We start from the raw sequence: 21,817 nt of genomic DNA on the forward strand, positions 1-21,817 counted from the left end.
CCTCAGATCTCGGCATCGAGGGTCATACCGTCGAAGGCGGCGGTGACATGGTCGGGCGTGTCGCGCAGGACGGCCTCGTAATCCATGTCGATATGCATGTTGGTCAGCACCGCCTGCCGGGGGGTGATCTTGGCGATCCATTCCAGCGCCTGGTCCAGGTGGGCATGGGTCGGATGCGGTGTCCGGCGGAGCGCATCGACGATCCAGGTGTCGAGGTCGGCCAGTTCCTCCCACGCGTCGTCATAGATCTCCGCCACGTCGGGCAGGTAGGCCAGCCCCCCGATGCGGAAGCCAAGTGCGTCAATGCTGCCATGGCCCACGCGGAAGGGGCGGAACGGGATCGGGCCGCCGGGGCCGTCGATCTCGAACGCGCCGTCGATGGTGTGCAGGTTCAGGATCGGTGGGTAGGGAGAGCCTTCGGGCTGCACGAAGGCGTAGCCGAAGCTGCCCAGCAGCCGGTCCTGCGTGTCGCCATCGGCCCAGACGGGCAGGCGCTGGCGCATGTTGAAGACGATCATCCGCAGATCATCCAGCCCGTGGACGTGATCGGCATGGGCATGGGTGTAGACGACGCCGTCCAGCCGGCCCACGCCCGCATCCAGAAGCTGGGTGCGCATGTCGGGGCCGGTGTCGATCAGGACGTTCGTGGTGCCATCCGGCCCATCGCGTTCGACCAGCATCGAACAGCGCCGGCGCGTGTTCTTGGGGTTTTTGGGGTCGCAATCGCCCCAGATCCCGCCAAGCCGCGGCACGCCGCCAGAGGAGCCGCAGCCCAGGATTGTACAGCGGACATGGGCCATCAGGCGGCGGCCTCATAGGCTGCGACCTTGGAGAACAGGCGTTCGAAATTGGCCTGCGTCTGGGCGGCGAAATCGGGGTAGTCCATGCCGAAGACCTCGGCCCCGACACGGGCGGTATGGGCGGTATAGGCCGGTTCGTTCCGCTTGCCGCGATGGGGCGGGGGCGCAAGGTAGGGGCTGTCGGTTTCCACGAGGATACGTTCGACGGGGGCATTGGCGAAAATTTCGCGCAGCTCTTTCGACCGCGGGAAGGCGGCGATGCCCGACATGGACAGGTAGAAGCCCAGATCGAGCGCCGCGCGCGCCAGTTCGGGACCGGACGAGAAGCAGTGCATCACGCAGGAATAGGCGCCGTTGGCGTGTTCCTCGGTCAGGATGCGGGCCATATCCTCGTCCGCGGCGCGGGCATGGATGATCAGCGGCAGGCCGGTGGCGCGCGCCGCGGCGATGTGGATGCGCAGGGATGTCTGCTGCACGTCCGCGCTTTCGGCGGTGTAATGGTAGTCGAGGCCGGTCTCGCCTATGCCCACGAATTTCGGGTGCGCATTCAGGGCGATCAGCTCATCGACACTGGCCAGCGGCTCTTCCGCGGCGCTCATCGGATGGGTGCCGGCGGCATAGAAGACCGGATCGTGCGCCTCGGCCAGCGCGCGGACCTGCGGTTCGTTCTTCAGCTTCGTGCAGATGGTGACCATGCGGGTCACCCCGGCCTCGGCCGCGCGGGCCAGAACCTCGGCGCGTTCGCCATCGAAATCCGGGAAATCGAGGTGGCAGTGGCTGTCTGTTATATGCGGGGCAGGGATCCGGGGCGTTTCGTCGGCGGTCTTGGACATCTGAGACTGGGACATATCGCTTATGGGATCGCTTATCGTTGAGCCGTCGCTTGTAACTGGAACACCGTATCTAGGACCAGCGCGGCAGGGTCAAGATTGACCGCCCGTCCGTGGCGGGCACGGGCGGAAATATGGGCAGCCGCTTCGGCCCAGTCGCGTCCCTTTTGCGGGGAGGGCGCCAGGCGGGCCATCAGCTCAGCCTCGCCCGGGGCCGCTTCGGGCCGGGGGGCGCTGCCCGTGGCGCCTGTCCGGGCGAGCCGGGCCATCGCGATATCCAGAAGCGCCAGCAGCAGGTCGAATTTCGCGCCCGCCCCGCGTGCGGCGGCGCTTTCGGCCAAGGCCAGCGCCAGTTGCCGGTCAAGGCTGGGCAGCGAATTCAGGATCGCCATCAGCCGGGCATAAAGCCCCAGCCCGTCGCCCGACAGAAGCTCCAGCGCCGTCCCGGCAGAGCCCCCGGCAAGCGCCGCAAGCGCGCCCGGATCGGCCGGAAGTTCGGCGCCCGCCTGTTCCAGCGCGGCGGCAAGGTCATCCGGCGCCAGCGGAGACAGGCGTAGCGTCCGGCAGCGTGACCGGATCGTCGGCAGCAGGCGCGAGGGCTGGTGCGCGATCAGCAGAAGCGTGGCGCGCTTCGGCGGCTCCTCCAGCATCTTCAAAAGCGCGTTGGCAGCGCTGTCGTTCATCTCGTCCGCGGCATCGACGATCACGACCCGATGCCCGCCATCGGCCGAGCTGAGCCCGAAGTACCGCGACAGCTTGCGCACGTCGTCGACGACGATCACGTCGCGCATCCGGCCTGTATCGCTGAGCGTGCGGGTGATCGAGGTGATGCCGGGTTCGGCCCCGGCCAGGATACGCCGCGAGACGGGGTGATCGGCCGGGATATCAAGGCTTTCGGGCGGGAGCGGGGCGCCGAACATGTCATCGTCGCCCGTGGCTTCCGGCGTGGCCACCAGGAACCGCGCGATGCGCCAGGCCAGCGTCGCCTTGCCGATGCCCTTGGGCCCGGTGATCAGCCACGCATGATGCATCCGGCCCGAGCCGTGGGCATCCAGAAACGCGGCCTCGGCCTCGTCCTGCCCGAACAGGCGCTGCGTTTCCCGCGGGTGCGGGGCGCCGGGCACCTTGTCGGGGCCGTCATTGGTGTCATCGGTGCTCATGTCAGGGCATCCGCTATCACGGTGGACACGTCCTTGGCCACGGTTTCGACCGGGCGGTTGCCGTCGATCACGCGGAACCTTTCGGGCGCCTCGGCGGCAAGGGCCAGAAAGCCCGCGCGCATCCGCTGCTGCAGGTCCAGCCCGAAGCCTTCGAAGCGGGTATCGATTCCTTCACGCCCCAGTGCGCGGGAGAGACCCGTCTCCGGATCCATGTCGATCAGCACCGTCAGATCGGGTTCGCGCCCGATCATCAGACCGTGCAGCGTGTCGACCAGCGCGCGCAGATCGCCCCGCGACAGGCCCTGGTACATTCGTGTCGAATCCGCGAAGCGATCGCAGATCACCACGTGGCCCGCGTCCAGCGCGGGGCCGATCGTGCGTTCCATGTGATCGCGGCGGGCGGCGGTGAACAGTAGGATCTCCGTCTCGGCCGACCAGCGGTCGGGATCGCCGTTCAGGACGAGGTTCCGGATCTCCTCTGCTCCGTCCGACCCGCCGGGCTCGCGCGTCAGGACCACGGTGCGGCCTTCCGCGCGAAGCTGGTCTGCCAGCATCCGCGCCTGCGTGGATTTGCCGGACCCGTCGATCCCCTCGAACGAGACGAAAAGCCCGCTCACGTCAGTCCGGGGATGAAACTGCCGATCCATGACAGCAGGAATTGTGCCGAAAGCTTCACACGGGCGAAATAGCCGCCGTCCTTCACGTCCTCGGCGGCGAGCAGCGGCCGGGACATCGGTTCCAGTTCGTCACCGCGCAGGATCACGATGCGGCCCAGTTCCTGCCCCTTGGTGATGGGCGCCTGCACGGGGCCGTCATAGCGGATCTCGGCCTCGACCGTGTCCTGCGTGGGCACCGGCAGCAGCACGTTCAGCGCGTCGCCCACGACAAGGTCTACCGAGTTCCGCCGACCAAGCCAGACGTCGGCGGTGCCGACTTTTTCACCGGCCTGGGCAAGGGTCTTGGGGGTAAAGTGGCGAAACGACCAATCGAGGATCGCCGCCGCCTCCCTTGCGCGTTGTCCTTCGCTTTCCAGCCCCGAGACGACGAAGATCGTCCGCCGCCCGTCGCGGGTGCCCGAGCCGACAAGGCCGTAGCCTGCCTCCTGCGTGTGGCCCGTCTTCAGGCCGTCGGCGCCGATGCCCATCGACAGAAGCGGGTTCCGGTTACGGGTGTTCGCGGGCGCGCGACCGTCGAATTCGTAGGTCTGCATCGCGAAATAGGGGTAGAAGTCGGGGAAATCGGTGATGATGCGGTTGGCGAGTATCCCCAGATCGCGCACCGACATCCGCTGGATCGGGTCGGGCCAGCCGTTGGAATTGGCGAAGGTGGAATTCGTCATGCCAAGCTGGCGCGCGCGTTCGTTCATGAGCTGGGCAAAGCCCGCCTCGGACCGGTCCGGGCTCAGCGCCTCGGCGATGACCGCGCTGGCATCGTTGCCGGACAGCACGATGATCCCCTTCAGCAATTCGTCGACCGTTACCGTATCGGTGGTGTCAAGGAACATGGTCGAGCCGCCATAGCTCATCGCGTGGGGCGACACCGGCAGGCGCTGGTCCAGATCCAGACGCCCGTCGCGCACGGCTTCAAGCGCAAGGTAGATCGTCATCAGCTTCGACATCGACGCCGGCGGCAATGGCAGGTCGGCGTTCTTTTCGAACAGCACGGTGCCCGTGTCGTGATCCATCACGAAGGCGGCGCGGGCCGGCGTATCGAAGGCCGCGGCCATGCCGGCCGTCAGGGTCAGAACCAGGCCCAGCGCGAACACGCGCAGGCAATCAATCGGCAACGGTATGGGCATCGGCAGGTCCGGCCTCTTTGATGTGTTTCTGGATGGCATCGCGGTAAAGGACAGCCGGGGCAGGGCGCACCCGGGCATCCTTCAAATTCATTTTCTGCGTCCCGGCCGCCAGGATCAACCCGGCAACGTCGATTTGATCGTCAGCCCCGGCAGTATCGGCGGAAAAGCCCATTCCACCTGACAGGTCGTCTGCCGTGCGCAGGCGTGTGACGGGGGGCGGCGTGATGACGGATGGCAGCTCTTCCAGCTCTGCATCGACCGCAGGCGTCGCGATGGTTTCTTCCGCGTTTTCAGCGTCTTCCCTCGGGTCGCGGCGCAGTGCGGTGACGTTCAGAGTGACCGGGGCACCGGCCTGCATCCCCAACGCGTTGGCGGCGTCCGCTGAAACCTGCAAACGCGGACCTGCCCGGCTGCCAGCGCGGCGGAAAAGCGCACCGACCACGAACGCGTCGTTCGACAGGTTGCGGATGATCACCCGCCCGGGCTCTCCCACGTCGGGATGGGCCACCCAGATGCCCCCAAGCGACGGCTGACCGTCCCAGACGCCCGCCTCGGTCACGTCGAAAATCTCGGGCGCCTCGATATCGCGTTCGACGATCGTGGTGCGATCGGCGGCCGGTTGCAGGATGCGGGGCAAGTCGGCGGGCAGGCTGGCGGAGTCGCATGCCGCGAGACCAGGCAGCAGCGCGACAACGGCCAGCGCCCTGATTCCGCGGCCCCGTCTGCTGCCGTGAAAGATCCTGCTCATCCGCCTGCCTTGTTCAGCCCGCTGCGCGACCGTCTGCCTGTGATGGAGATGTCGTGACCTGCGCCCGCTCTCCCTTGATTTGCAGCCAGTGTAGCGCCAGTACCCGGTCGTGGAAAGTGGATGCGGTGGCCGGGGCCCGGCCCACGCGCGTGATGCGCGGGGGGCATCGGCCATCCCGCGATTGATCAGCGTTCGGCAGCGTCCATGCGCGGGGACAGGCGGCTGACCTGGATCTCGGTGTCCCACGTCTTGCACCGCGCGGCCAGAGTGTCGGGCAGGGCGCGGTCGGTGAAGACGGTGTCGATGTCCGACAGCGTGGTCACCCGGGCCGGGGCGCGGCGCTGAAGCTTGGAGTGATCGGACACAAGGAACCGGCGGCGGGAGTGTTGCAGGATCGCCTGGCTGACGCCGACTTCCTGCAGGTCGTAATCCAGCACGTCGCCGTCGGGGACGAGGGCCGAACACCCGATAACGCCGATATCGAACCGAAAAAGCCGCACCGTCGCGGCCGCGATATCGCCCACCAGCCCGCCGTCCGACTGGCGCAGGACACCGCCGGTGACGATCACGCGCACGCCCGGCGCATCGGCCAGGATGTCGGCAACCTTGGTGTTGTTTGTGACGACCAGCAGGTTGCGATGCTCCCGCAGTTCCAGCGCCACCGCCTCGGTCGTGGTGCCGATGGCCAGGAAGACGGTGCAATCGTCGGGGATCCGCGCCGCGCAGGCCCGCGCGATGCCCACCTTGGCCTCGGCGTTCAGGCCGCGGCGTTCCTCGTAATCCAGGTTGGTCGTGCGCGAGGGCAGGACCGCGCCGCCATGCACACGTTCCAGCTTTCCCGTCTCGGCCAGTTCCGACAGGTCGCGCCGGATGGTCTGGAGCGTGACGCCGAAATGCGTGGCCAGCCCTTCCACGGTGACCTTTCGGTCGCGGCGGGCGATCTCGACGATTTCGGGCAGGCGGAATGTCTGCGACATTTTTCGTTTCCTTTCCCAATCGTCCCCCGAGACACGCGAAGTTGTCAAGATCGGTTCGGAATCAGTGCGAGAGTGCCGCATCGGGGGCCGGTTCAACGATGAACAGGGTACATCAGGCGGTTGATAACTGTACTGGTTGTGTTGCGCGCCAGGATAACCTGTTATATTTCAATGCGTTCCGAAAAAAGAAAGAAAACACTTCCGAAACGCGCATGAATATGTTCGTTTCTTTTTCGTGGCACCTGCAGGGGAGAGCGGGATGACCGGCGAAGCCGAGGTCCAGGACCTTTTCATCATCGGCGGCGGGATCAACGGCTGCGGCATCGCGCGCGATGCGGCCGGTCGGGGATTGTCCGTCACGCTGGCCGAGATGAACGATCTGGCCTCTGCAACCTCTTCGGCCTCGACCAAGCTGTTCCATGGCGGTCTGCGCTACCTGGAGTATTTCGAGGTTCGCCTGGTGCGCGAGGCCTTGGCCGAACGCGAGACGCTGCTGCGGGCGATGCCGCATATCTCGTGGCCCATGCGGTTCGTGCTGCCCTATCACAAGGACATGCGGTTCGAAGGGCAGACGCCCACGTCGAAGATCCTGAACACCGTCATGCCGTGGACCCGCGGGCGCCGGCCCGGCTGGGTCATCCGGCTGGGGCTGTTCCTGTACGACAACCTGGGCGGCCGGAAGATCCTGCCGGGAACCAAGACGCTGGACCTGACAACCGGGCCGGAAGGTGCGCCGCTGAAGGACCGGTTCGAACGGGCCTATGAATACAGCGATTGCTGGGTCGAGGATTCCCGCCTCGTGGTGCTGAACGCCCGTGACGCCGCCGCACGGGGTGCCCGCATCCTGACCCGGACACGGGTGACTGAGGCCCGTCGCGAGGGCGATCTGTGGACCGTCACGCTGGAAGATCGTGACCGCGGACCCCGTCGAGATGTACGCGCGCGGATGCTGGTCAATGCCGGCGGCCCGTGGGTGGGGGAGATCATCAGCGGCGTCGTGCATTCCAACAGCCGCGATGGCGTGCGGCTGGTGCGCGGTTCGCACATCGTCACGCGCCGGCTGTTCGATCACGACAAGTGCTATTTCTTCCAGGGCTCCGACGGGCGGATCATGTTCGCGATCCCCTACGAGGAGGATTTCACCCTGATCGGCACGACGGACGCCGAACACCACGATCCCGACGTCCCGCCCGAATGCACGGCCGAAGAACGACGTTACATGCTCGATTTTGTCAACGCCTACCTGAAGAATCCGGTGACCGAGGATGACGTGGTGTGGAGCTATTCCGGCGTGCGCCCGCTTTACGACGATGGCGCGCAATCGGCCACGGCGGCGACGCGCGATTACACGCTGAAGGTCGAAGCCTCGGGCGGCGCGCCGGTGCTGAACGTGTTCGGCGGCAAGATCACCACCTACCGGCGGCTGGCCGAAGGCGCGCTCGACAAGATCGCGGGCCATCTGAAGACGGACGGCGGACCATGGACCGCGGGCGTGTCGCTGCCGGGCGGCGATTTCGGCGTGGGAGAGGTCGCGGATCTGGTCGCGCGGCTGAAGACCGACTTCCCGTTCCTGGACGACTTCGCCTGCCGCCGCATGGTCCGCGCTTACGGGACACAGGCGTGGGACATGCTGGACGGCGCGACCGGCGCGGCGGACATGGGCGAAAAATTCGGCGCCACCCTGACGGCGCGGGAGGTCACATGGCTGATGACACGGGAATGGGCGCGGACGGCGGAGGACGTGGTCTGGCGCCGATCGAAGCTGGGCCTGCGGATGACCGCGGACCAGATCGCGCGGTTGGATGACTGGATGCAAAAGGCCCGCGATCGGGGTCGTGCACAAGAAGCGGCAGAATAAACGCCGCAAGAGGGAGAGAGAGTGACATGAGCCTGATCCTCGACGGGGCGTCGAAAGTGATGGGTGCGGACACGCATATCCATCCGACGGACCTGACCCTTGAGAAGGGGACGATGAACGTCCTGCTGGGCCCGACGCTTTCGGGCAAGACGTCGCTCATGCGGCTGATGGCGGGGCTGGATGTGCCCAACACCGGGCGCATCGTCTGGAACGGCGAGGACGTGACCGGCCAGCGGGTGCAGGACCGCAAGGTCGCGATGGTTTACCAGCAGTTCATCAACTACCCGTCGATGACGGTGTGGGAAAACATCGCCTCGCCCATGAAGCTGATGGGCGTGGACCGGGCCGAGATTGACCGCCGCGTGCGCGAGACGGCCGACCTGATGAAGCTTTCGCCGATGCTGGACCGGAAGCCGCTGGAGCTGTCGGGCGGGCAGCAGCAACGCTGCGCTCTGGCCCGCGCGCTGGTCAAGAACGCCGGGCTGGTGCTGCTGGACGAACCGCTGGCCAATCTCGACTACAAGCTGCGCGAGGAGCTGCGCGAGGAAATCCCCCGCATCTTCGAGGAATCGGGCGCGATCTTTGTCTATGCCACGACGGAACCCGAGGAGGCGCTGCTTCTGGGCGGCAACACGGCGACGCTCTGGGAAGGCCGCGTGACACAGTTCGGGCCCACTGCATCCGTTTATCGCAAGCCGCTGAACGCAACCACGGCGCGCGTCTTTTCGGACCCGCCGATGAACTTCTTGCCGGTCCGCAAGGAGGGCGGAAAGCTGAAATTCGGTGACGATCAGGCCTCGGCCGCCGTGGGCGCGGCGGAAGGGCTGGCCGATGGCGCCTACCTTGCCGGGTTCCGGCCCAATCACGTGGAACTGGACCGGCACGTGGACGACGCGATGGAGTTCCGCACGACCCTGACGGTGACCGAGATCACCGGCTCGGAGACCTTCGTCCATCTCGACCATCACGGCGAACGCTGGGTCGGCCTGATCCACGGCATCCGCAGCCTGAAACCGGGGCAGGAGCTTTCCGTCTACCTCGACCCCGCGCATGCCTACATCTTCGCGGAGGACGGCGCGCTCGTGTCCGCCGCGCCCTATGCGGAGGCCGCCTGACATGGCCAAGATCACGCTCGACAACCTTGCGCATTCCTACCTGAAGCACCCGAAGGACGAAGGCGACTTCGCCCTGAAGGAGTTGAACCACGACTGGATCGATGGCGAGGCCTACGCGCTGCTGGGCGCCTCGGGCTGCGGGAAATCGACACTGCTGAACATCATCTCGGGGCTTCTGCATCCCAGCCAGGGGCGGATCCTGTTCGATGACAAGGACGTCACGCAGGCGCCCACGGCGGAACGCAACATCGCGCAGGTGTTCCAGTTCCCGGTCGTCTACGACACGATGACGGTTCAGGACAATCTGGCCTTCCCGCTGCGCAATCGCGGTATGGACGAGGCCTACGTCGCCCAACGCGTGCAGGAGATCGCCCGCGTGATCGGGATGGAAGACCAGCTGCGCCGCAAGGCGCGCGGGCTGACGGCGGATGCCAAGCAGAAGATCAGCCTTGGCCGGGGCATGGTCAGGAAGGACGTGAACGCGCTGCTGTTCGACGAGCCGCTGACCGTGATCGACCCGCACATGAAGTGGGAACTGCGCACCCAGCTGAAGCAGCTGCATCAGGATTTCGGGCATACGATGATCTACGTCACCCACGACCAGACCGAGGCGCTGACCTTCGCCGACAAGGTCGTCGTGATGTATGATGGCCGGGTCGTGCAGATCGGCACCCCGCAGGAGCTGTTCGAACGCCCGGCGCATACCTTCGTGGGCTACTTCATCGGCTCGCCCGGCATGAACCTGTTCGATGCCGAGATATCGGGCCAAACGGCGCGCGTTGGCGCGGCGGAGGTCGATCTGGGCGCCGTCTACGAAACCGGAGCGGGCCGGGTGCAGATCGGAGTGCGGCCTGAATTCGTGCACCTGTCGGCGGGCGGCGAAGGCATCCCGGCGACCATGAACCGGGTCGAGGACGTGGGCCGCCACAAGATCGCCCGGATCGACGCTGCGGGCAGCCGCATTGCCGCGATCCTGTCGGAAGAACAGCGGGTGCCCGCAGGCGCCGACCGTATCACCTTCGATCCGCAGGGCATCAACGTGTACGAGAACGATTGGCGCGTGGTCCCCACCGCGCGCGTGGGGGAGGCCGCGTGATGAACAAGACCGTCAACCAAAAGGCGTGGTTCCTTGTCCTGCCCGTGCTGCTGCTGGTGGCCTTTTCAGCCGTGATCCCGCTGATGACCGTCGTGAACTACTCCGTGCAGGACACGTTCGGGAACAACGTGTTCTACTGGGTGGGCCTTGAATGGTACAAGGAGATGGCCCTGAGCGAGCGGATGTGGAACGCCCTTGGTCGGCAGTTGATCTTTTCGATGGTTATCCTGGCGATCGAGGTGCCGCTGGGCATCCTTGTCGCACTGAACATGCCGAAAAAGGGCTTCTGGGCGTCCTTCTGCCTTGTGGTCATGTCGCTGCCGCTGCTGATCCCCTGGAACGTGGTGGGCACGATCTGGCAGATCTTCGGGCGCGTCGATATCGGGCTTCTGGGCTACACGCTCGACGCGCTGGGGATCGATTACAACTACACGCAGGATTCCATTGCCGCGTGGGCCACGGTGATCGTCATGGATGTGTGGCACTGGACATCGCTTGTGGCGCTGCTGGCCTATGCGGGCCTGCAATCCATTCCCGATGCCTATTACCAGGCCGCCAAGATCGACCAGGCGTCGCGCTGGAAGGTGTTCCGCTTCATCGAGCTGCCGAAGATGGCGGGCGTCCTGATGATCGCGATCCTGCTGCGCTTCATGGACAGTTTCATGATCTATACCGAACCCTTCGTCGTCACCGGAGGCGGCCCTGGCAACGCGACGACGTTCCTGTCCATCGACCTTGTGAAGATGGCGCTGGGGCAGTTCGACCTTGGCCCGGCGGCCGCGTTTTCGATCATGTATTTCCTCGTGATCCTGCTGATCTGCTGGGTGTTCTACACGGTGATGATCAACCTCGACAAAAGGGATGGCGTCTGATGTCCGACAGCGTTTCCGCCCCCGGTGCCGGGACGATCCCCGGCAAGGTCACCCCCCAGACGGCCACGCGCACGCGCCGCCGGTTCCGGCCGAAGGGATCGGTCGTGGTGATGACGCTCTACCTCGTGTTCCTCATGCTGCCGATCTACTGGCTGGTGAACATGAGCCTGAAGACCAATGCCGAGATCCTGTCGACCTTCTCGCTGTGGCCGCGGGATCTGACCTTCGCGAACTACGCCAAGATCCTGACCGACCCGTCGTGGTACATGGGGTACGTCAATTCGCTGATCTACGTGGTGATGAACACGGTCATCAGTCTCGCCGTGGCCCTGCCTGCGGCCTATGCCTTCAGCCGCTACAGCTTCATGGGCGACAAGCACCTGTTCTTCTGGCTGCTGACGAACCGCATGGCGCCGCCCGCCGTCTTCGCGCTGCCGTTCTTCCAGCTTTATTCCAGCGTCGGGCTTTTCGACACGCATATCGCGGTGGCTCTGGCGCACTGCCTGTTCAACGTGCCGCTGGCGGTCTGGATCCTTGAAGGGTTCATGCGCGGTGTCCCGAAGGAGATCGACGAGACCGCCTATATCGACGGCTACAGTTTCGGGCGGTTCTTCGTGCGGATCTTCATGCCGCTGATCTCGTCCGGCATCGGGGTCGCCGCGTTCTTTTGCTTCATGTTCTCGTGGGTGGAACTGCTGCTGTCGCGCACGCTGACATCCGTCGATGCGAAACCCATCGCGGCCACCATGACACGCACCGTCTCGGCCTCCGGCCTTGACTGGGGCGTGCTGGCCGCAGCGGGGGTGCTGACGATCGTGCCCGGCGCGCTCGTGATCTATTTCGTCCGCAACTACATCGCCAAGGGCTTTGCCCTCGGCCGCGTGTAACCGACAGACAGGGAAGGAAACGCACATGGCCTGGATGGCATGGACAGTCCCCACCGCGATCTTCTTCGCCGTGATCGCGACGCTTCTGATCGTCTTTTCCGTGCTTGCGGCGCGGTATCCCGAAACGCCCCGCACCGGCATCCTGCGGATCGAAACGACGCGGGGCGACCGGCTTTTCATCACGCTTCTCGGTTCGGCCTTCTTCAACCTGATCTGGCTTGGCTTCGCGTTCGGACCCCAGCCATGGGCGCTGGTGGTCTGCCTTGTCTATGCCGCGGCGGTGTTCCGCTGGGTATAGGCCCCGATCTGCGGGCGGCCCGCCGCCAGCAGCAACGATAACCACGGTTTAAAGGGAGGAAACCATGAACCGATTGATGACAACGACAGCGGCCCTCGCGCTCTGTATCACCGCCGCGCCGGCGGTGGCGGACATGGAGGCGGCCCGCGCCTTTCTAGACGAGGAAATCCAACGCTCGGCCCTGACCCGCGAGGAGCAGGAAGCCGAGATGCAATGGTTCATCGACGCGGCCGAGCCGTTCCGGGGCATGGACATCAACGTCGTGTCGGAAACGATCACGACCCATGAATACGAGGCCAACGTGCTGGCCCCGGCCTTCACCGCGATCACCGGCATCAACATAACCCATGACCTGATCGGCGAAGGCGACGTGGTCGAGAAGCTGCAAACACAAATGCAGACCGGCGAGAACGTCTATGACGCCTATATCAACGACAGCGACCTGATCGGCACCCACTGGCGCTATCAGCAGGCGCGCAACCTGACGGACTGGATGGAGGGCGAGGGGGCCTCTGTCACCAATCCCAACCTGAACCTTGACGATTTCATCGGGTTGCAGTTCACCACCGGGCCGGACGGGAAGCTCTACCAGCTGCCCGACCAGCAGTTCGCGAACCTCTACTGGTTCCGCTACGACATGTTCACCGACGAAAAGAACATGGCCGATTTCAAGGAGGAATACGGCTACGATCTGGGCGTCCCGGTGAACTGGTCCGCCTACGAGGACATCGCCGACTTCTTCACCGGCCGTGACCTGAGCCACATGGACATCGAGGGCGATATCTACGGCCACATGGACTATGGCAAGAAGGACCCGTCGCTGGGCTGGCGCTTCACCGACGCGTGGATGTCGATGGCCGGCATGGGAGACACGGGCGAACCCAACGGCCTGCCCGTCGACGAATGGGGCATCCGGGTGAACGAGAACTCGCAGCCCGTCGGCTCCTGCGTGGCGCGTGGCGGGGCGACTAACTCTCCTGCCGCGGTCTATGCGATCGAGAAATACGTCGAATGGCTGCAGAACTATGCCCCCCCAGCGGCGGCAGGGATGACGTTCTCGGAAAGCGGACCGATCCCGGCGCAGGGGCAGGTGGCCCAGCAGATGTTCTGGTACACCGCCTTCACCGCCGACATGGTGGGGGATGCGGCCAAGGCCGTGCTGAACGATGACGGCACGCCACGCTGGCGGATGGCGCCATCGCCCCACGGTGTCTACTGGGAAGACGGCATGAAAGTCGGCTACCAGGACGCAGGGTCGTGGACGCTGATGAAATCGACCCCGCTGGAGCGTGCGCAGGCGGCGTGGCTTTACGCCCAGTTCGTGACGTCGATGACCGTGGATGTGGAGAAAGCCCACGCTGGCCTGACCTTCATCCGCGAATCCACCATCGACCATGACAGCTTCACCGAACGGGCCGATGCCCTGGGCGGTCTGGTCGAATTCTACCGCTCGCCTGCACGGGTTCGCTGGTCGCCTACCGGCACCAACATCCCCGACTATCCGCGGCTGGCGCAGCTGTGGTGGCAGAACATCGGCGATGCGTCCTCGGGCGCGCTGTCGGCTCAGGAGGCGCTGGACAACCTCTGCGAGCAGCAGGAAAGCGTTCTGGAACGTCTGGAACGTGCCGGCGTGCAGGGCGATCTTGGCCCGGTCATGAACGATCCGCAGGATCCGTCCTACTGGCTGAACGAGGTCGAAGGGTCGCCCAAGCCCAAGCTGGAGAACGAGGAGGAAGAGCCGAAGACGGTCGGCTACGACGAACTCATCCAGTCCTGGCAGAACTGAGCGGGAGCCGAATTGATACCGGTCGGGGCCTTCGGGCCCCGGCCTTTTTCGTGGCGCCGCGGATCAGAACCCGCTGACGCCCGGCAGCCAGGTGGACAGGAACGGCACGAAGGTGATCAGCAGCAAGGCCACCGCGAGCGCCACGAAGAAGGGCGGCATTTCGCGGATCAGCGTCGATGGCTTCAGCCCGACCGTTGACGAGACCACGAAGATCAGGCTGCCCACCGGTGGCGTCGTCAGGCCCAGCGTCAGGTTCACGATCACGATGATGGCGAAGTGGTTCGGATCGATCCCCAGCGCAAAGCTGATCGGCGCAAGGATCGGGACAAGGATCATGACGCCGGGCAGCGGATCCATGAACAGGCCGAACCCCAGCAGAAGCACGTTTACCGCCAGCAGGAAGACGACGGGCGACAGGTCCCACGCGATGATCGTTTCCGCCAGGAACTGCGGAATGCCTTCAATGATCAGCACCCAGGCAAACGCCCGCGCGGCGCCAAGGATCAGCAGCACCGCGCCCGATGTCAGCGCGGCCCGCAGGATGATGGCGGGCAGGTCGCGCAGCTTCAGCGAGCGGTAGACGAACATGCCCACGACCAGCGCGTAGAACACCGCGATCACCGAGGCTTCGGTGGGCGTGAAGATCCCGAACCGGATGCCGCCGACGATCAGCAGGATCAGGAACAGGGCGGGCAAGGCATAGAACGCGATGCGGCCGATTTCGCGCAGGGGCGGCATGGGTGCGCCCGTGGAGTAGTTCCGCTGGCTGCTGACCCGCGCATTGGCCATCAGCACCATCGCGGTGATCAGAACCCCGGGCAGCACACCGGCCATGAATAGCGAGCCGACCGACACTTCCTTGTCCTGCATCGCGTAGATGATCATCGTGATTGACGGCGGGATGATTGGCCCCACGACGGAACTCGCGATGGTCAACGCGCCGGCATAGGGGCGGTCGTAGCCTGCCTTCTCCATCATCCGGATCATCATCGTGCCGGGCCCGGCCGCATCGGCCAGCGCACTGCCGGAAATCCCGGCGAACATGGCGGAACTCACGACATTTGCGTGCCCCAGCCCGCCGCGTAGGTGGCCCACAAGCGATTGCGCCAGCCGCAGGATCGCCAGCGTCACCGCGCCGCCGGTCATGATTTCCGAGGCGAGGATGAAGAACGGCACCGCCAGCAGCGGGAAGCTGTCGAGGCCCGAGAACATCTCCTTCACCACGACGAGATGGGGATAGGAGGACCCGAAGGACAGGGCGAGGAAGACCGCGATCGCCATGGCAAAGGCCACGGGCAGGCCAAGGGCCAGCAGCACGAACAGCGCCGGAAACAGGATCTCAGCCATTGGCGCCTCCGGGCAGTGCGCCATCGTCGTCTGCGTCGTCGTCCAGCCGCTTGTAGGTGCCGGCCATGATGAAGCGCGGCGCGATCAGCAGCAGGTGGATGATCAGCAGGCTGAACCCCACCGGCATCGCGGCATATACGTAGAGGAACGGCAAGCGCAGGGCGGGCGTGACCTGGTACTGCATCCGCTGCGCGTATTGCAGGCCGACATGCACCATGAAGCCGAAGAAGATAAGCAGGATCACCACCAGCAGGCCGCGCAGGATCTTCTGCCCGGTGGCGGGCAGGGCATCCTGAAGGTTGGTGATGGCGACATGTCCGCCGATGCGCAGGATCAGGCCCGCGCCGGTGAAGGTCAGCCAGATCATCAGGTAGCGCGCGGCCTCGTCGGCCCACGGGAAGGAATGGTCCGTCAGGTAGCGCATCGAGATGTTGACCCCGACGATCAGCGCCATGGCGCCCAACATCAGGATCAGCGCCCAGCCGTTCAGCGCCACGAAGATGTTTTCGATCCGTTTCACGCCGCGATCCCCGAAAGAAGGCCGGCGCCCGATGGGCGCCGGCGGTATCGTGCTACTCGAAGTTCACGATCGCATCGACCTTGTCCTTGCCGTAGGTCTCGTAATAGCCCTCGTAGGCCGAGGAGATGGAGGCCTGGAACGCCGCCTTTTCGTCGGCCGAAAGCTCGTTCACTTCCATGCCGCGCTCTTTCAGCGTCTCGACGCCGGACGTCTCGACATCGTCGACATAGCCGCGCATCGCGGCCGCGGCCTCGGTCGCGCCCTTTTCGAACGCGGCTTTCTGGTCGTCATCCAGACCGTCCCAGAAGGGTTTCGACACCAAGAGCATCGCCGGCGAATAGACGTGGCCGGACAGGGTCAGGTACTTCTGCACTTCGTCCAGCTTGACGGAAACGATGACCGAAAGCGGGTTTTCCTGACCGTCGATCACGCCCTGCTGCAGGGACGAGATGACCTCGGGCCATGCCATCGGCGTGGGGGCCGCGCCCATGTCGTTGAAGGCCGCCAGGTGAACCGGGTTTTCCATCGTGCGGATCTTCAGGCCCTGAACGTCTTCCGGCGTGTGCACCGCGTTGCGGTTGTTGGTCATGTGGCGGAAACCCTGTTCGCCCCAGGCCAGGCCGTGCATGCCGACGTCGTCGAACTTCACAAGGATCTCTTCGCCGATCGGACCGTCCAGAACCGCGCGGGCGTGGTCCAGATCGCGGAACAGGAAGGGGATGTCGAACACGCCCGTGTCGGGCACGAAGTTGGCCAGCGTGCCCGAGGACACGATGGTCGCCTCGATGGTGCCCAGCTGCAGGCCCTCGATCACTTCACGCTCGCCGCCAAGGCCCGAGGACGGGAAATGCTTGAACGCGAAATCGTCGCCGGTTTCGGCCGTCACGACCTCTTCCAGCTTGGCGGCAGCGACGCCGTAATGGCTGTCGGGGGCGAGGGCGTAGCCGATCTTCACATCGGTCTGGGCAAAGGCCGGTGCGCCGAACGCGACGAGGGCGCTGGCCGCAAGAAGGCTGCGGGATACGAATGTCATGGTTTTCCTCCCAATGAGTGTCCGGCGTTGCTACACAAGCGATTTCCGACTAGCAACCCCGCCCGCGTGCCGGCCACGGGCGGGGGAAAATGTCAGCTGTCGGTCTTGCGGAAAATATCAACCAGTTCAGGTACATAGGCCTGTCCCTTGCCGGCGTCGACGGCCGCCGAAAGCGCGGTGGAAACACCATCGGCGACGGTCTTCCGTGCACCCGCCGCATCCGACATGGCGCAGTAGTAGTCGATGTCCTTCCGGGCGTTTTCAACGAAAAAGGGAAGGCCCTCGCGGTCGTTCGCGGTAATGTAGGGGGCAAGCCGGTCCAGCGCCACGCTGGCCCCGCCGCCACCCGCCAGAACGTCGACGAAGATCTGCGGATCGACGCCCGCGTCGGCCGCCTGTGCCGAGGCTTCGGCCAGGAGCGTCATGAACCCGACCGAGACATAGTTGTGCAGCAGTTTCAGCCGGTGCCCATGGCCCAGCGGGCCGACGTGATCGACGTTTTCCGTGAACGAGGCCAGCACCGGGCGGACCTTTTCGATGGTTGCCGCGTCACCCCCGACCAGCAGGTTCAGCTTCCCTTCGTGCGCGTGCTTGGCCGTGCGCGTCATCGGCGCGTCGATGTAATCGCCGCCTGCCGCACGCACGACATCGCCCATGCGGACGGTCGAGTCGGGCAGGGCGGTCGAACAGTCGACCACCACTGCGCCGGGTTTCAGCGCCGTGGCCAGCCCGTTTTCGCCCCCGACGATGGCTTCGACCTGGGGGGAGCCGGTGACGCACAGGATCACCACGTCAGACACGGCTGCAATTTCGGCCGGTGTGGCGCATGCCTTGGCGCCAAGGTCCACGATCTCGTCCACCGGCTGGTTGCCGGGGTGATCCAGGAAGCTGAGTGAAAAGCCGCCGCGCGACAGGACGTTGCGGGCGATGCCGTGGCCCATGAGCCCGACACCGATGATACCGACATGCATGGTTGACCCCTTTCGTGTTGAAGACCGGAAAGGCGCCGCAGCCGTTCGGGTCACGGCGCCCGTGTGGCGATCAGTCCGTGTTGATCCAGATCGCCTTGGTGTCGAGGTATTCTTCCATGTGCTCGGTCCCGCCCTCGCGACCGTAGCCCGACATCTTGACGCCGCCGAAGGGCACTGCCGGGTCGATGGCGTGGTACATGTTCACCCAGACCGATCCGGCCTTGATCCGGTGCGCCAGCTTGTGCGCGGTGCCCAGATGGGTGGAAAACACGCCTGCGGCCAGCCCGTAGGGCGTGGCATTGGCGCGCTCGACAACCTCGTCGATGCTGTCGAAGGGCAGGGCCGAGATCACGGGGCCGAAGATTTCCTCCCGCGCGATGGACATGTCATCGGTCACCCCGCCGAAAACGGTGGGCTGGAAGAAATGACCGCCCTCGAACGCAGCGCCTTCGACACGGCTGCCGCCTGTCATGACCTGCGCGCCTTCGTTGGGGCCGGCGGACAGGTAACCGGCGATGCGGTCCGCCTGCCGGGCCGAGATGATCGGGCCGATATCCGTGCCCTCGTCGATGCCGTGGCCGATCCGCAGGTTTGCGGCGAATTCGGACACGCGGCGGACGAATTCGTCATGGATCTCGCGCGCGACGAACAGGCGCGACCCGGCGATGCAGATCTGGCCCGAGTTCGCGAAGACCGACATCGCGGCGACAGGCACTGCCTTTTCGATGTCCGCATCCCGGCAGACGATCACGGGCGACTTGCCGCCCAGCTCCAGCGAGACGTGCTTGAGGTTACCGGTGGCTGCCCGCGCGATGGCCTGCCCAGTCGCGGTCGAGCCGGTGAAGACGATCTTGTCGACGCCAGGATGTTCGGCCAGTGCTGCGCCTGCATCGGCGCCCGTGCCGGTGACGATGTTCAGCACGCCGTCCGGCAGCCCGGCCTCTTGCATGATCCTCGCGATCATCAGGACGGTCAGGGAGGCTTCCTCGGACGGTTTCAGGACCACGGTGCAGCCGGTGGCGATGGCCGGTCCGATCTTCCAGATCGACCCGGCAATGGGGGCGTTCCACGGAATGATGGCACCCACGACACCCACGGGTTCGCGGACGGTCTGGGAATAGATCTCGCCTGGGAAGGAATTGGCAATCGTCTGGCCGTGGATCGTGACGGCCTGCCCGGCGTAGAACCGCAGCATTCCCAGCACCCGGCGGCTGTTGCCCAGCGTCCGCTGGATGGGCATCCCCATGTCGAGCGTATCGGACAGGCAGAGGTCTTCCCATTCCGCCTCGAACCGTTCGGCGATGCGCAGCAGAAGGGCCTGGCGTTCGAACGGGGTCCACTTGGACCATGGGCCTTCAAAGGCCTTGCGTGCCGCGGTCACCGCCGCGTCGATGTCGGCCTTGCCGCCCTTGGGCACGGTCGCCAGCAGCGTGCCATCGGCCGGGTTGCGGGCGTCCATCGCCTCGCCCGAGCGTGCCTCGCACCAGTTGCCGTCGATGAACATGGGGCGGAAACCGCCATCGTAAAGCGCCGTGGCCGCAGCCTTCCAGTCTTTCATCCCGTCTCCTTCGCCTTGCGTGGACCACGCCCTGCCTGCGGCGCGGCCGGTCACGCGCTTCCTCTACACCCGGCCCGGCGGGGAACGCCAGTGGTCGCAGGGCTGATGCTGGTGCGGGAGCGTATCCGCCGGAACGCACAACGCCGCCCGCGAGGGGGCGACGTTGCGGACGGCAGATAGAAGGAACTGTTCCCCTTGTGCGTCGCGCCTCCGGAACCGGAGGCGCGACGGCCGGTCAGCCGATCAGGCCGTTGTCGTCCCGCTTGACCGCGATCACCGACGACCGGGGCAGGGCGCCGCCGCCATCGGGCCAGTCGCCGCCCGGGTGCTGGATGCCCACGAACATCGTGCGGCGGTCGGCGGACCATGTCAGGCCGGTGACCTCGCACCCGTTGGGCCCGGTCAGGAAGCGCGCGATCTCTCCCGTGGCCGGGTCGCCCACCAGCATCTGGTTGTTGCCCTGACCCGCGAACTCGCCTTCGTTGCTGTCATCGCCATCGGTCTGGATCCAGACCAGCCCGCTGCTGTCAAAACCCATCCCGTCGGGCGAGTTGAACATGTTGCCCGCGGTCACGTTGTCCGACCCGGCATAGGCGCCGTCGTGCACCTCCGGGTTGCCGGCCATGACGTACAGGTCCCAGTCGAACGTATCGGCCGCGTGGTCATCCCCGTGCGGGCGCCAGCGCACGATCTGGCCGTAATTGTTGGCCTCGCGCGGGTTGGGGCCGTTCACCGGCGTCGCGTCGCCGCCGGCATTGGGCTTCACGCCGCGGTTCTTGTTGTTGGTCAGGCAGCAATAGGCTTCCACCGAGTGGGGATTCGCGGCGATCCATTCCGGCCGGTCCATCGTCGTCGCACCCACGGCCGAGCCCGCCATGCGCGAGAAGATCAGGATCTCGGCCATGTCCATGCCGGTGGCCTCGGGCGTCAGTGCCAGCCATTCGCCGGTGCCGTCATCATTGTATTTCGCGACATAAAGCGTGCCGTCGTCCAGCAGGCCGTCCGTCGAACCACCGGGCTGGTAGACGCCGTTCGAGACGAAGCGATACAGGAACTCGCCACGCTCATCATCGCCCATGTAGACCACGACCCGCCCGTCGGTGGACAGGACCACCGCCGCGTTCTCGTGCTTGAAGCGGCCAAGGCCCGTGTGCTTCACGGGCGTGCTGTCGGGATCGGTCGGGTCGATCTCGACGATCCAGCCGGCGCGGTGCGGTTCGTTGGGGTTTTTCGAGATGTCGAAGCGCGGGTCCCACTTGTGATAGTCGTAGCCCCAGCCATCGGGCCCGATACCATAGCGGTCATAGCCTGCTACGGTTTCAGACGGCAGATCCTCGGGCAGGGCGTCGGTGGCGCCGAAGTAGCCGTTGAAGTTTTCCTCGCAGGTCAGGTAGGTGCCCCACGGCGTCTTGCCGGACCCGCAGTTGTTCAGCGTGCCCAGCGACGCGGTGCCGGTCGGATCGGCCTCGGTCTTCAGCAGGTCGTGACCGGCGGCGGGGCCGGTGATCGTCATCGGCGCATTGTGGGTGATGCGGCGGTTGAACGGGCTGTCCTTGACGATCTGCCAGCCGTTCTCGCCCTCGGCGATCTCCATCACCACCACGCCCTGCAGGTTCTGGAACTTCAGCACGTCATCGGCATTGGCGGGCGTGCCGTCCTGCGCCGCGGGCAGGTTGGTCTTCCGGTTGGCGTATTCGTGGTTGATCGCGATCAGCTGGTGACCCTGGAACGAAAAGGTCTCCATCCCGTCGGTATTCTCGCCGAAGACCTTGTCGGAGTTTTCGACCGGGCCGCCATTGGCAACGTCGTAGCCGTCGGCGGCCGAGACGAGCGGATCGCCCCAGCGTGCAAGAACCGTCGCGGTGTAGCCTTCGGGAACATGCACCATGCCGTCGGTCTGGGCCCCGATCGGGGTGAAGGGAAAGCGCGAGGCGTTCTGCGCAAGGGCAGAGGTGCTGCCGAACAGGCCCGTTCCCATGACGGCCGCGCCCGACCCGAAGGCCAGCACGCCGTTCAGGAAACCGCGCCGCGAGACCGCGCGTTCCACCACGCGGTCGAAATCGTTTTCGTGGGGACGGGGGAAGTTCAGTTCGTCCCAATCGTCGGCGGACAGGTCTGCGGGAGGTTTGGTCATCGGATGCTCCATGCTTGATCGGCAGCCCG

The 21,817-nt window shown here is 65.4% G+C and carries 20 protein-coding genes; 7 read left to right on the plus strand and 13 right to left on the minus strand.

Annotated elements, in window-relative coordinates; all coding sequences use genetic code 11:
- Window positions 1–2: 2 nt before the first annotated feature.
- The 7 genes from D4754_RS13595 to D4754_RS13625 are packed head-to-tail and all read right to left on the minus strand — an operon-like array spanning window position 3 to window position 6,313.
- Complete coding sequence (locus D4754_RS13595; protein ID WP_121064442.1) at window positions 3–800, minus strand: MBL fold metallo-hydrolase; 798 nt, start codon at window positions 798–800, stop codon at window positions 3–5.
- Complete coding sequence (locus tag D4754_RS13600) at window positions 800–1,633, minus strand: TatD family hydrolase (RefSeq protein WP_121064444.1); 834 nt, start codon at window positions 1,631–1,633, stop codon at window positions 800–802. Before D4754_RS13600 ends, D4754_RS13595 begins: the two co-directional genes overlap by 1 nt.
- 32 nt (window positions 1,634–1,665) lie before the next feature.
- Window positions 1,666–2,790, minus strand: coding sequence for a DNA polymerase III subunit delta' (locus D4754_RS13605; protein ID WP_121064446.1), 1,125 nt, complete (start codon window positions 2,788–2,790; stop codon window positions 1,666–1,668).
- Window positions 2,787–3,437, minus strand: coding sequence for a dTMP kinase (gene tmk / locus D4754_RS13610; RefSeq protein ID WP_121064448.1), 651 nt, complete (start codon window positions 3,435–3,437; stop codon window positions 2,787–2,789). Before tmk ends, D4754_RS13605 begins: the two co-directional genes overlap by 4 nt.
- Window positions 3,404–4,588, minus strand: coding sequence for a D-alanyl-D-alanine carboxypeptidase family protein (locus D4754_RS13615; protein WP_121064450.1), 1,185 nt, complete (start codon window positions 4,586–4,588; stop codon window positions 3,404–3,406). Before D4754_RS13615 ends, tmk begins: the two co-directional genes overlap by 34 nt.
- Complete coding sequence (locus D4754_RS24390; RefSeq protein ID WP_240453886.1) at window positions 4,566–5,510, minus strand: SPOR domain-containing protein; 945 nt, start codon at window positions 5,508–5,510, stop codon at window positions 4,566–4,568. The genes D4754_RS13615 and D4754_RS24390 overlap by 23 nt, the downstream gene beginning before the upstream one ends.
- Before the next feature lie 11 nt (window positions 5,511–5,521).
- Entirely contained in the window at window positions 5,522–6,313 is a 792-nt protein-coding gene (locus D4754_RS13625; RefSeq protein ID WP_121064452.1) for a DeoR/GlpR family DNA-binding transcription regulator, read from the minus strand.
- A 259-nt stretch (window positions 6,314–6,572) separates the two neighbouring features.
- Here D4754_RS13625 and glpD point away from each other — a divergent pair, with 259 nt between their 5' ends.
- From glpD to D4754_RS13660, 7 genes are all read left to right on the plus strand, one after another.
- On the plus strand, window positions 6,573–8,171 hold the full coding sequence (gene glpD / locus D4754_RS13630; protein ID WP_121064454.1) for a glycerol-3-phosphate dehydrogenase: 1,599 nt from the start codon (window positions 6,573–6,575) through the stop codon (window positions 8,169–8,171).
- A gap of 26 nt (window positions 8,172–8,197) precedes the next feature.
- Window positions 8,198–9,286: an ABC transporter ATP-binding protein gene (locus D4754_RS13635; RefSeq protein ID WP_121064456.1), complete on the plus strand. Its 1,089-nt coding sequence runs from the start codon at window positions 8,198–8,200 to the stop codon at window positions 9,284–9,286.
- Window position 9,287: 1 nt separating this feature from the next.
- Window positions 9,288–10,382, plus strand: coding sequence for an ABC transporter ATP-binding protein (locus tag D4754_RS13640; protein WP_121064458.1), 1,095 nt, complete (start codon window positions 9,288–9,290; stop codon window positions 10,380–10,382).
- A complete protein-coding gene (locus D4754_RS13645) occupies window positions 10,382–11,254 on the plus strand; it encodes a carbohydrate ABC transporter permease (protein WP_121064460.1) in 873 nt (290 codons plus the stop codon). The genes D4754_RS13640 and D4754_RS13645 overlap by 1 nt, the downstream gene beginning before the upstream one ends.
- The gene (locus D4754_RS13650; RefSeq protein WP_205589633.1) at window positions 11,254–12,141 is read left to right on the plus strand and encodes a carbohydrate ABC transporter permease; all 888 of its coding nucleotides are present in this window, start codon (window positions 11,254–11,256) and stop codon (window positions 12,139–12,141) included. Before D4754_RS13645 ends, D4754_RS13650 begins: the two co-directional genes overlap by 1 nt.
- Window positions 12,142–12,166: 25 nt before the next feature.
- Window positions 12,167–12,439, plus strand: coding sequence for a DUF2160 domain-containing protein (locus tag D4754_RS13655; protein ID WP_121064462.1), 273 nt, complete (start codon window positions 12,167–12,169; stop codon window positions 12,437–12,439).
- A 64-nt stretch (window positions 12,440–12,503) separates the two neighbouring features.
- Window positions 12,504–14,225, plus strand: coding sequence for an ABC transporter substrate-binding protein (locus D4754_RS13660; protein WP_121064464.1), 1,722 nt, complete (start codon window positions 12,504–12,506; stop codon window positions 14,223–14,225).
- 63 nt (window positions 14,226–14,288) lie between these two features.
- Here the strand turns inward: D4754_RS13660 and D4754_RS13665 are convergent, their stop codons facing one another.
- From D4754_RS13665 to D4754_RS13690, 6 genes are all read right to left on the minus strand, one after another.
- Complete coding sequence (locus D4754_RS13665) at window positions 14,289–15,572, minus strand: TRAP transporter large permease (RefSeq protein ID WP_121064466.1); 1,284 nt, start codon at window positions 15,570–15,572, stop codon at window positions 14,289–14,291.
- Entirely contained in the window at window positions 15,565–16,092 is a 528-nt protein-coding gene (locus tag D4754_RS13670) for a TRAP transporter small permease (RefSeq protein ID WP_121064468.1), read from the minus strand. The genes D4754_RS13665 and D4754_RS13670 overlap by 8 nt, the downstream gene beginning before the upstream one ends.
- Before the next feature lie 52 nt (window positions 16,093–16,144).
- The gene (locus D4754_RS13675) at window positions 16,145–17,125 is read right to left on the minus strand and encodes a TRAP transporter substrate-binding protein (RefSeq protein WP_121064470.1); all 981 of its coding nucleotides are present in this window, start codon (window positions 17,123–17,125) and stop codon (window positions 16,145–16,147) included.
- Between the two features lie 92 nt (window positions 17,126–17,217).
- Entirely contained in the window at window positions 17,218–18,150 is a 933-nt protein-coding gene (locus D4754_RS13680) for an NAD(P)-dependent oxidoreductase (protein WP_276208629.1), read from the minus strand.
- A 16-nt stretch (window positions 18,151–18,166) separates the two neighbouring features.
- Window positions 18,167–19,654: an aldehyde dehydrogenase family protein gene (locus tag D4754_RS13685; RefSeq protein ID WP_121064474.1), complete on the minus strand. Its 1,488-nt coding sequence runs from the start codon at window positions 19,652–19,654 to the stop codon at window positions 18,167–18,169.
- A 235-nt stretch (window positions 19,655–19,889) separates the two neighbouring features.
- Window positions 19,890–21,788 carry a PhoX family protein gene (locus D4754_RS13690; RefSeq protein WP_121064476.1) on the minus strand — a complete coding sequence of 633 codons (1,899 nt, stop codon included), beginning with the start codon at window positions 21,786–21,788 and terminating at the stop codon, window positions 19,890–19,892.
- Between the last annotated feature and the right edge of the window lie 29 nt (window positions 21,789–21,817).

This window comes from Chachezhania antarctica, from assembly GCF_003646465.1.
Taxonomy (GTDB): Bacteria; Pseudomonadota; Alphaproteobacteria; order Rhodobacterales; family Rhodobacteraceae; genus Chachezhania; species Chachezhania antarctica.

Excerpts from the sequence above, each read along its gene's own strand:
- D4754_RS13595 (WP_121064442.1), bottom strand. The coding sequence starts at position 800 with ATGGCCCATGTCCGCTGTACAATCCTGGGCTGCGGCTCCTCTGGCGGC.
- D4754_RS13690 (WP_121064476.1), bottom strand. The coding sequence starts at position 21,788 with ATGACCAAACCTCCCGCAGACCTGTCCGCCGACGATTGGGACGAACTG.
- tmk (WP_121064448.1), bottom strand. The coding sequence starts at position 3,437 with ATGGATCGGCAGTTTCATCCCCGGACTGACGTGAGCGGGCTTTTCGTC.
- D4754_RS13635 (WP_121064456.1), top strand. The coding sequence starts at position 8,198 with ATGAGCCTGATCCTCGACGGGGCGTCGAAAGTGATGGGTGCGGACACG.
- D4754_RS13675 (WP_121064470.1), bottom strand. The coding sequence starts at position 17,125 with ATGACATTCGTATCCCGCAGCCTTCTTGCGGCCAGCGCCCTCGTCGCG.
- glpD (WP_121064454.1), top strand. The coding sequence starts at position 6,573 with ATGACCGGCGAAGCCGAGGTCCAGGACCTTTTCATCATCGGCGGCGGG.
- D4754_RS13615 (WP_121064450.1), bottom strand. The coding sequence starts at position 4,588 with ATGCCCATACCGTTGCCGATTGATTGCCTGCGCGTGTTCGCGCTGGGC.
- D4754_RS13655 (WP_121064462.1), top strand. The coding sequence starts at position 12,167 with ATGGCCTGGATGGCATGGACAGTCCCCACCGCGATCTTCTTCGCCGTG.
- D4754_RS13685 (WP_121064474.1), bottom strand. The coding sequence starts at position 19,654 with ATGAAAGACTGGAAGGCTGCGGCCACGGCGCTTTACGATGGCGGTTTC.
- D4754_RS13665 (WP_121064466.1), bottom strand. The coding sequence starts at position 15,572 with ATGGCTGAGATCCTGTTTCCGGCGCTGTTCGTGCTGCTGGCCCTTGGC.
- D4754_RS13640 (WP_121064458.1), top strand. The coding sequence starts at position 9,288 with ATGGCCAAGATCACGCTCGACAACCTTGCGCATTCCTACCTGAAGCAC.
- D4754_RS13600 (WP_121064444.1), bottom strand. The coding sequence starts at position 1,633 with ATGTCCAAGACCGCCGACGAAACGCCCCGGATCCCTGCCCCGCATATA.
- D4754_RS13650 (WP_205589633.1), top strand. The coding sequence starts at position 11,254 with ATGTCCGACAGCGTTTCCGCCCCCGGTGCCGGGACGATCCCCGGCAAG.
- D4754_RS13645 (WP_121064460.1), top strand. The coding sequence starts at position 10,382 with ATGAACAAGACCGTCAACCAAAAGGCGTGGTTCCTTGTCCTGCCCGTG.
- D4754_RS13660 (WP_121064464.1), top strand. The coding sequence starts at position 12,504 with ATGAACCGATTGATGACAACGACAGCGGCCCTCGCGCTCTGTATCACC.
- D4754_RS13625 (WP_121064452.1), bottom strand. The coding sequence starts at position 6,313 with ATGTCGCAGACATTCCGCCTGCCCGAAATCGTCGAGATCGCCCGCCGC.
- D4754_RS13605 (WP_121064446.1), bottom strand. The coding sequence starts at position 2,790 with ATGAGCACCGATGACACCAATGACGGCCCCGACAAGGTGCCCGGCGCC.
- D4754_RS24390 (WP_240453886.1), bottom strand. The coding sequence starts at position 5,510 with ATGGCCGATGCCCCCCGCGCATCACGCGCGTGGGCCGGGCCCCGGCCA.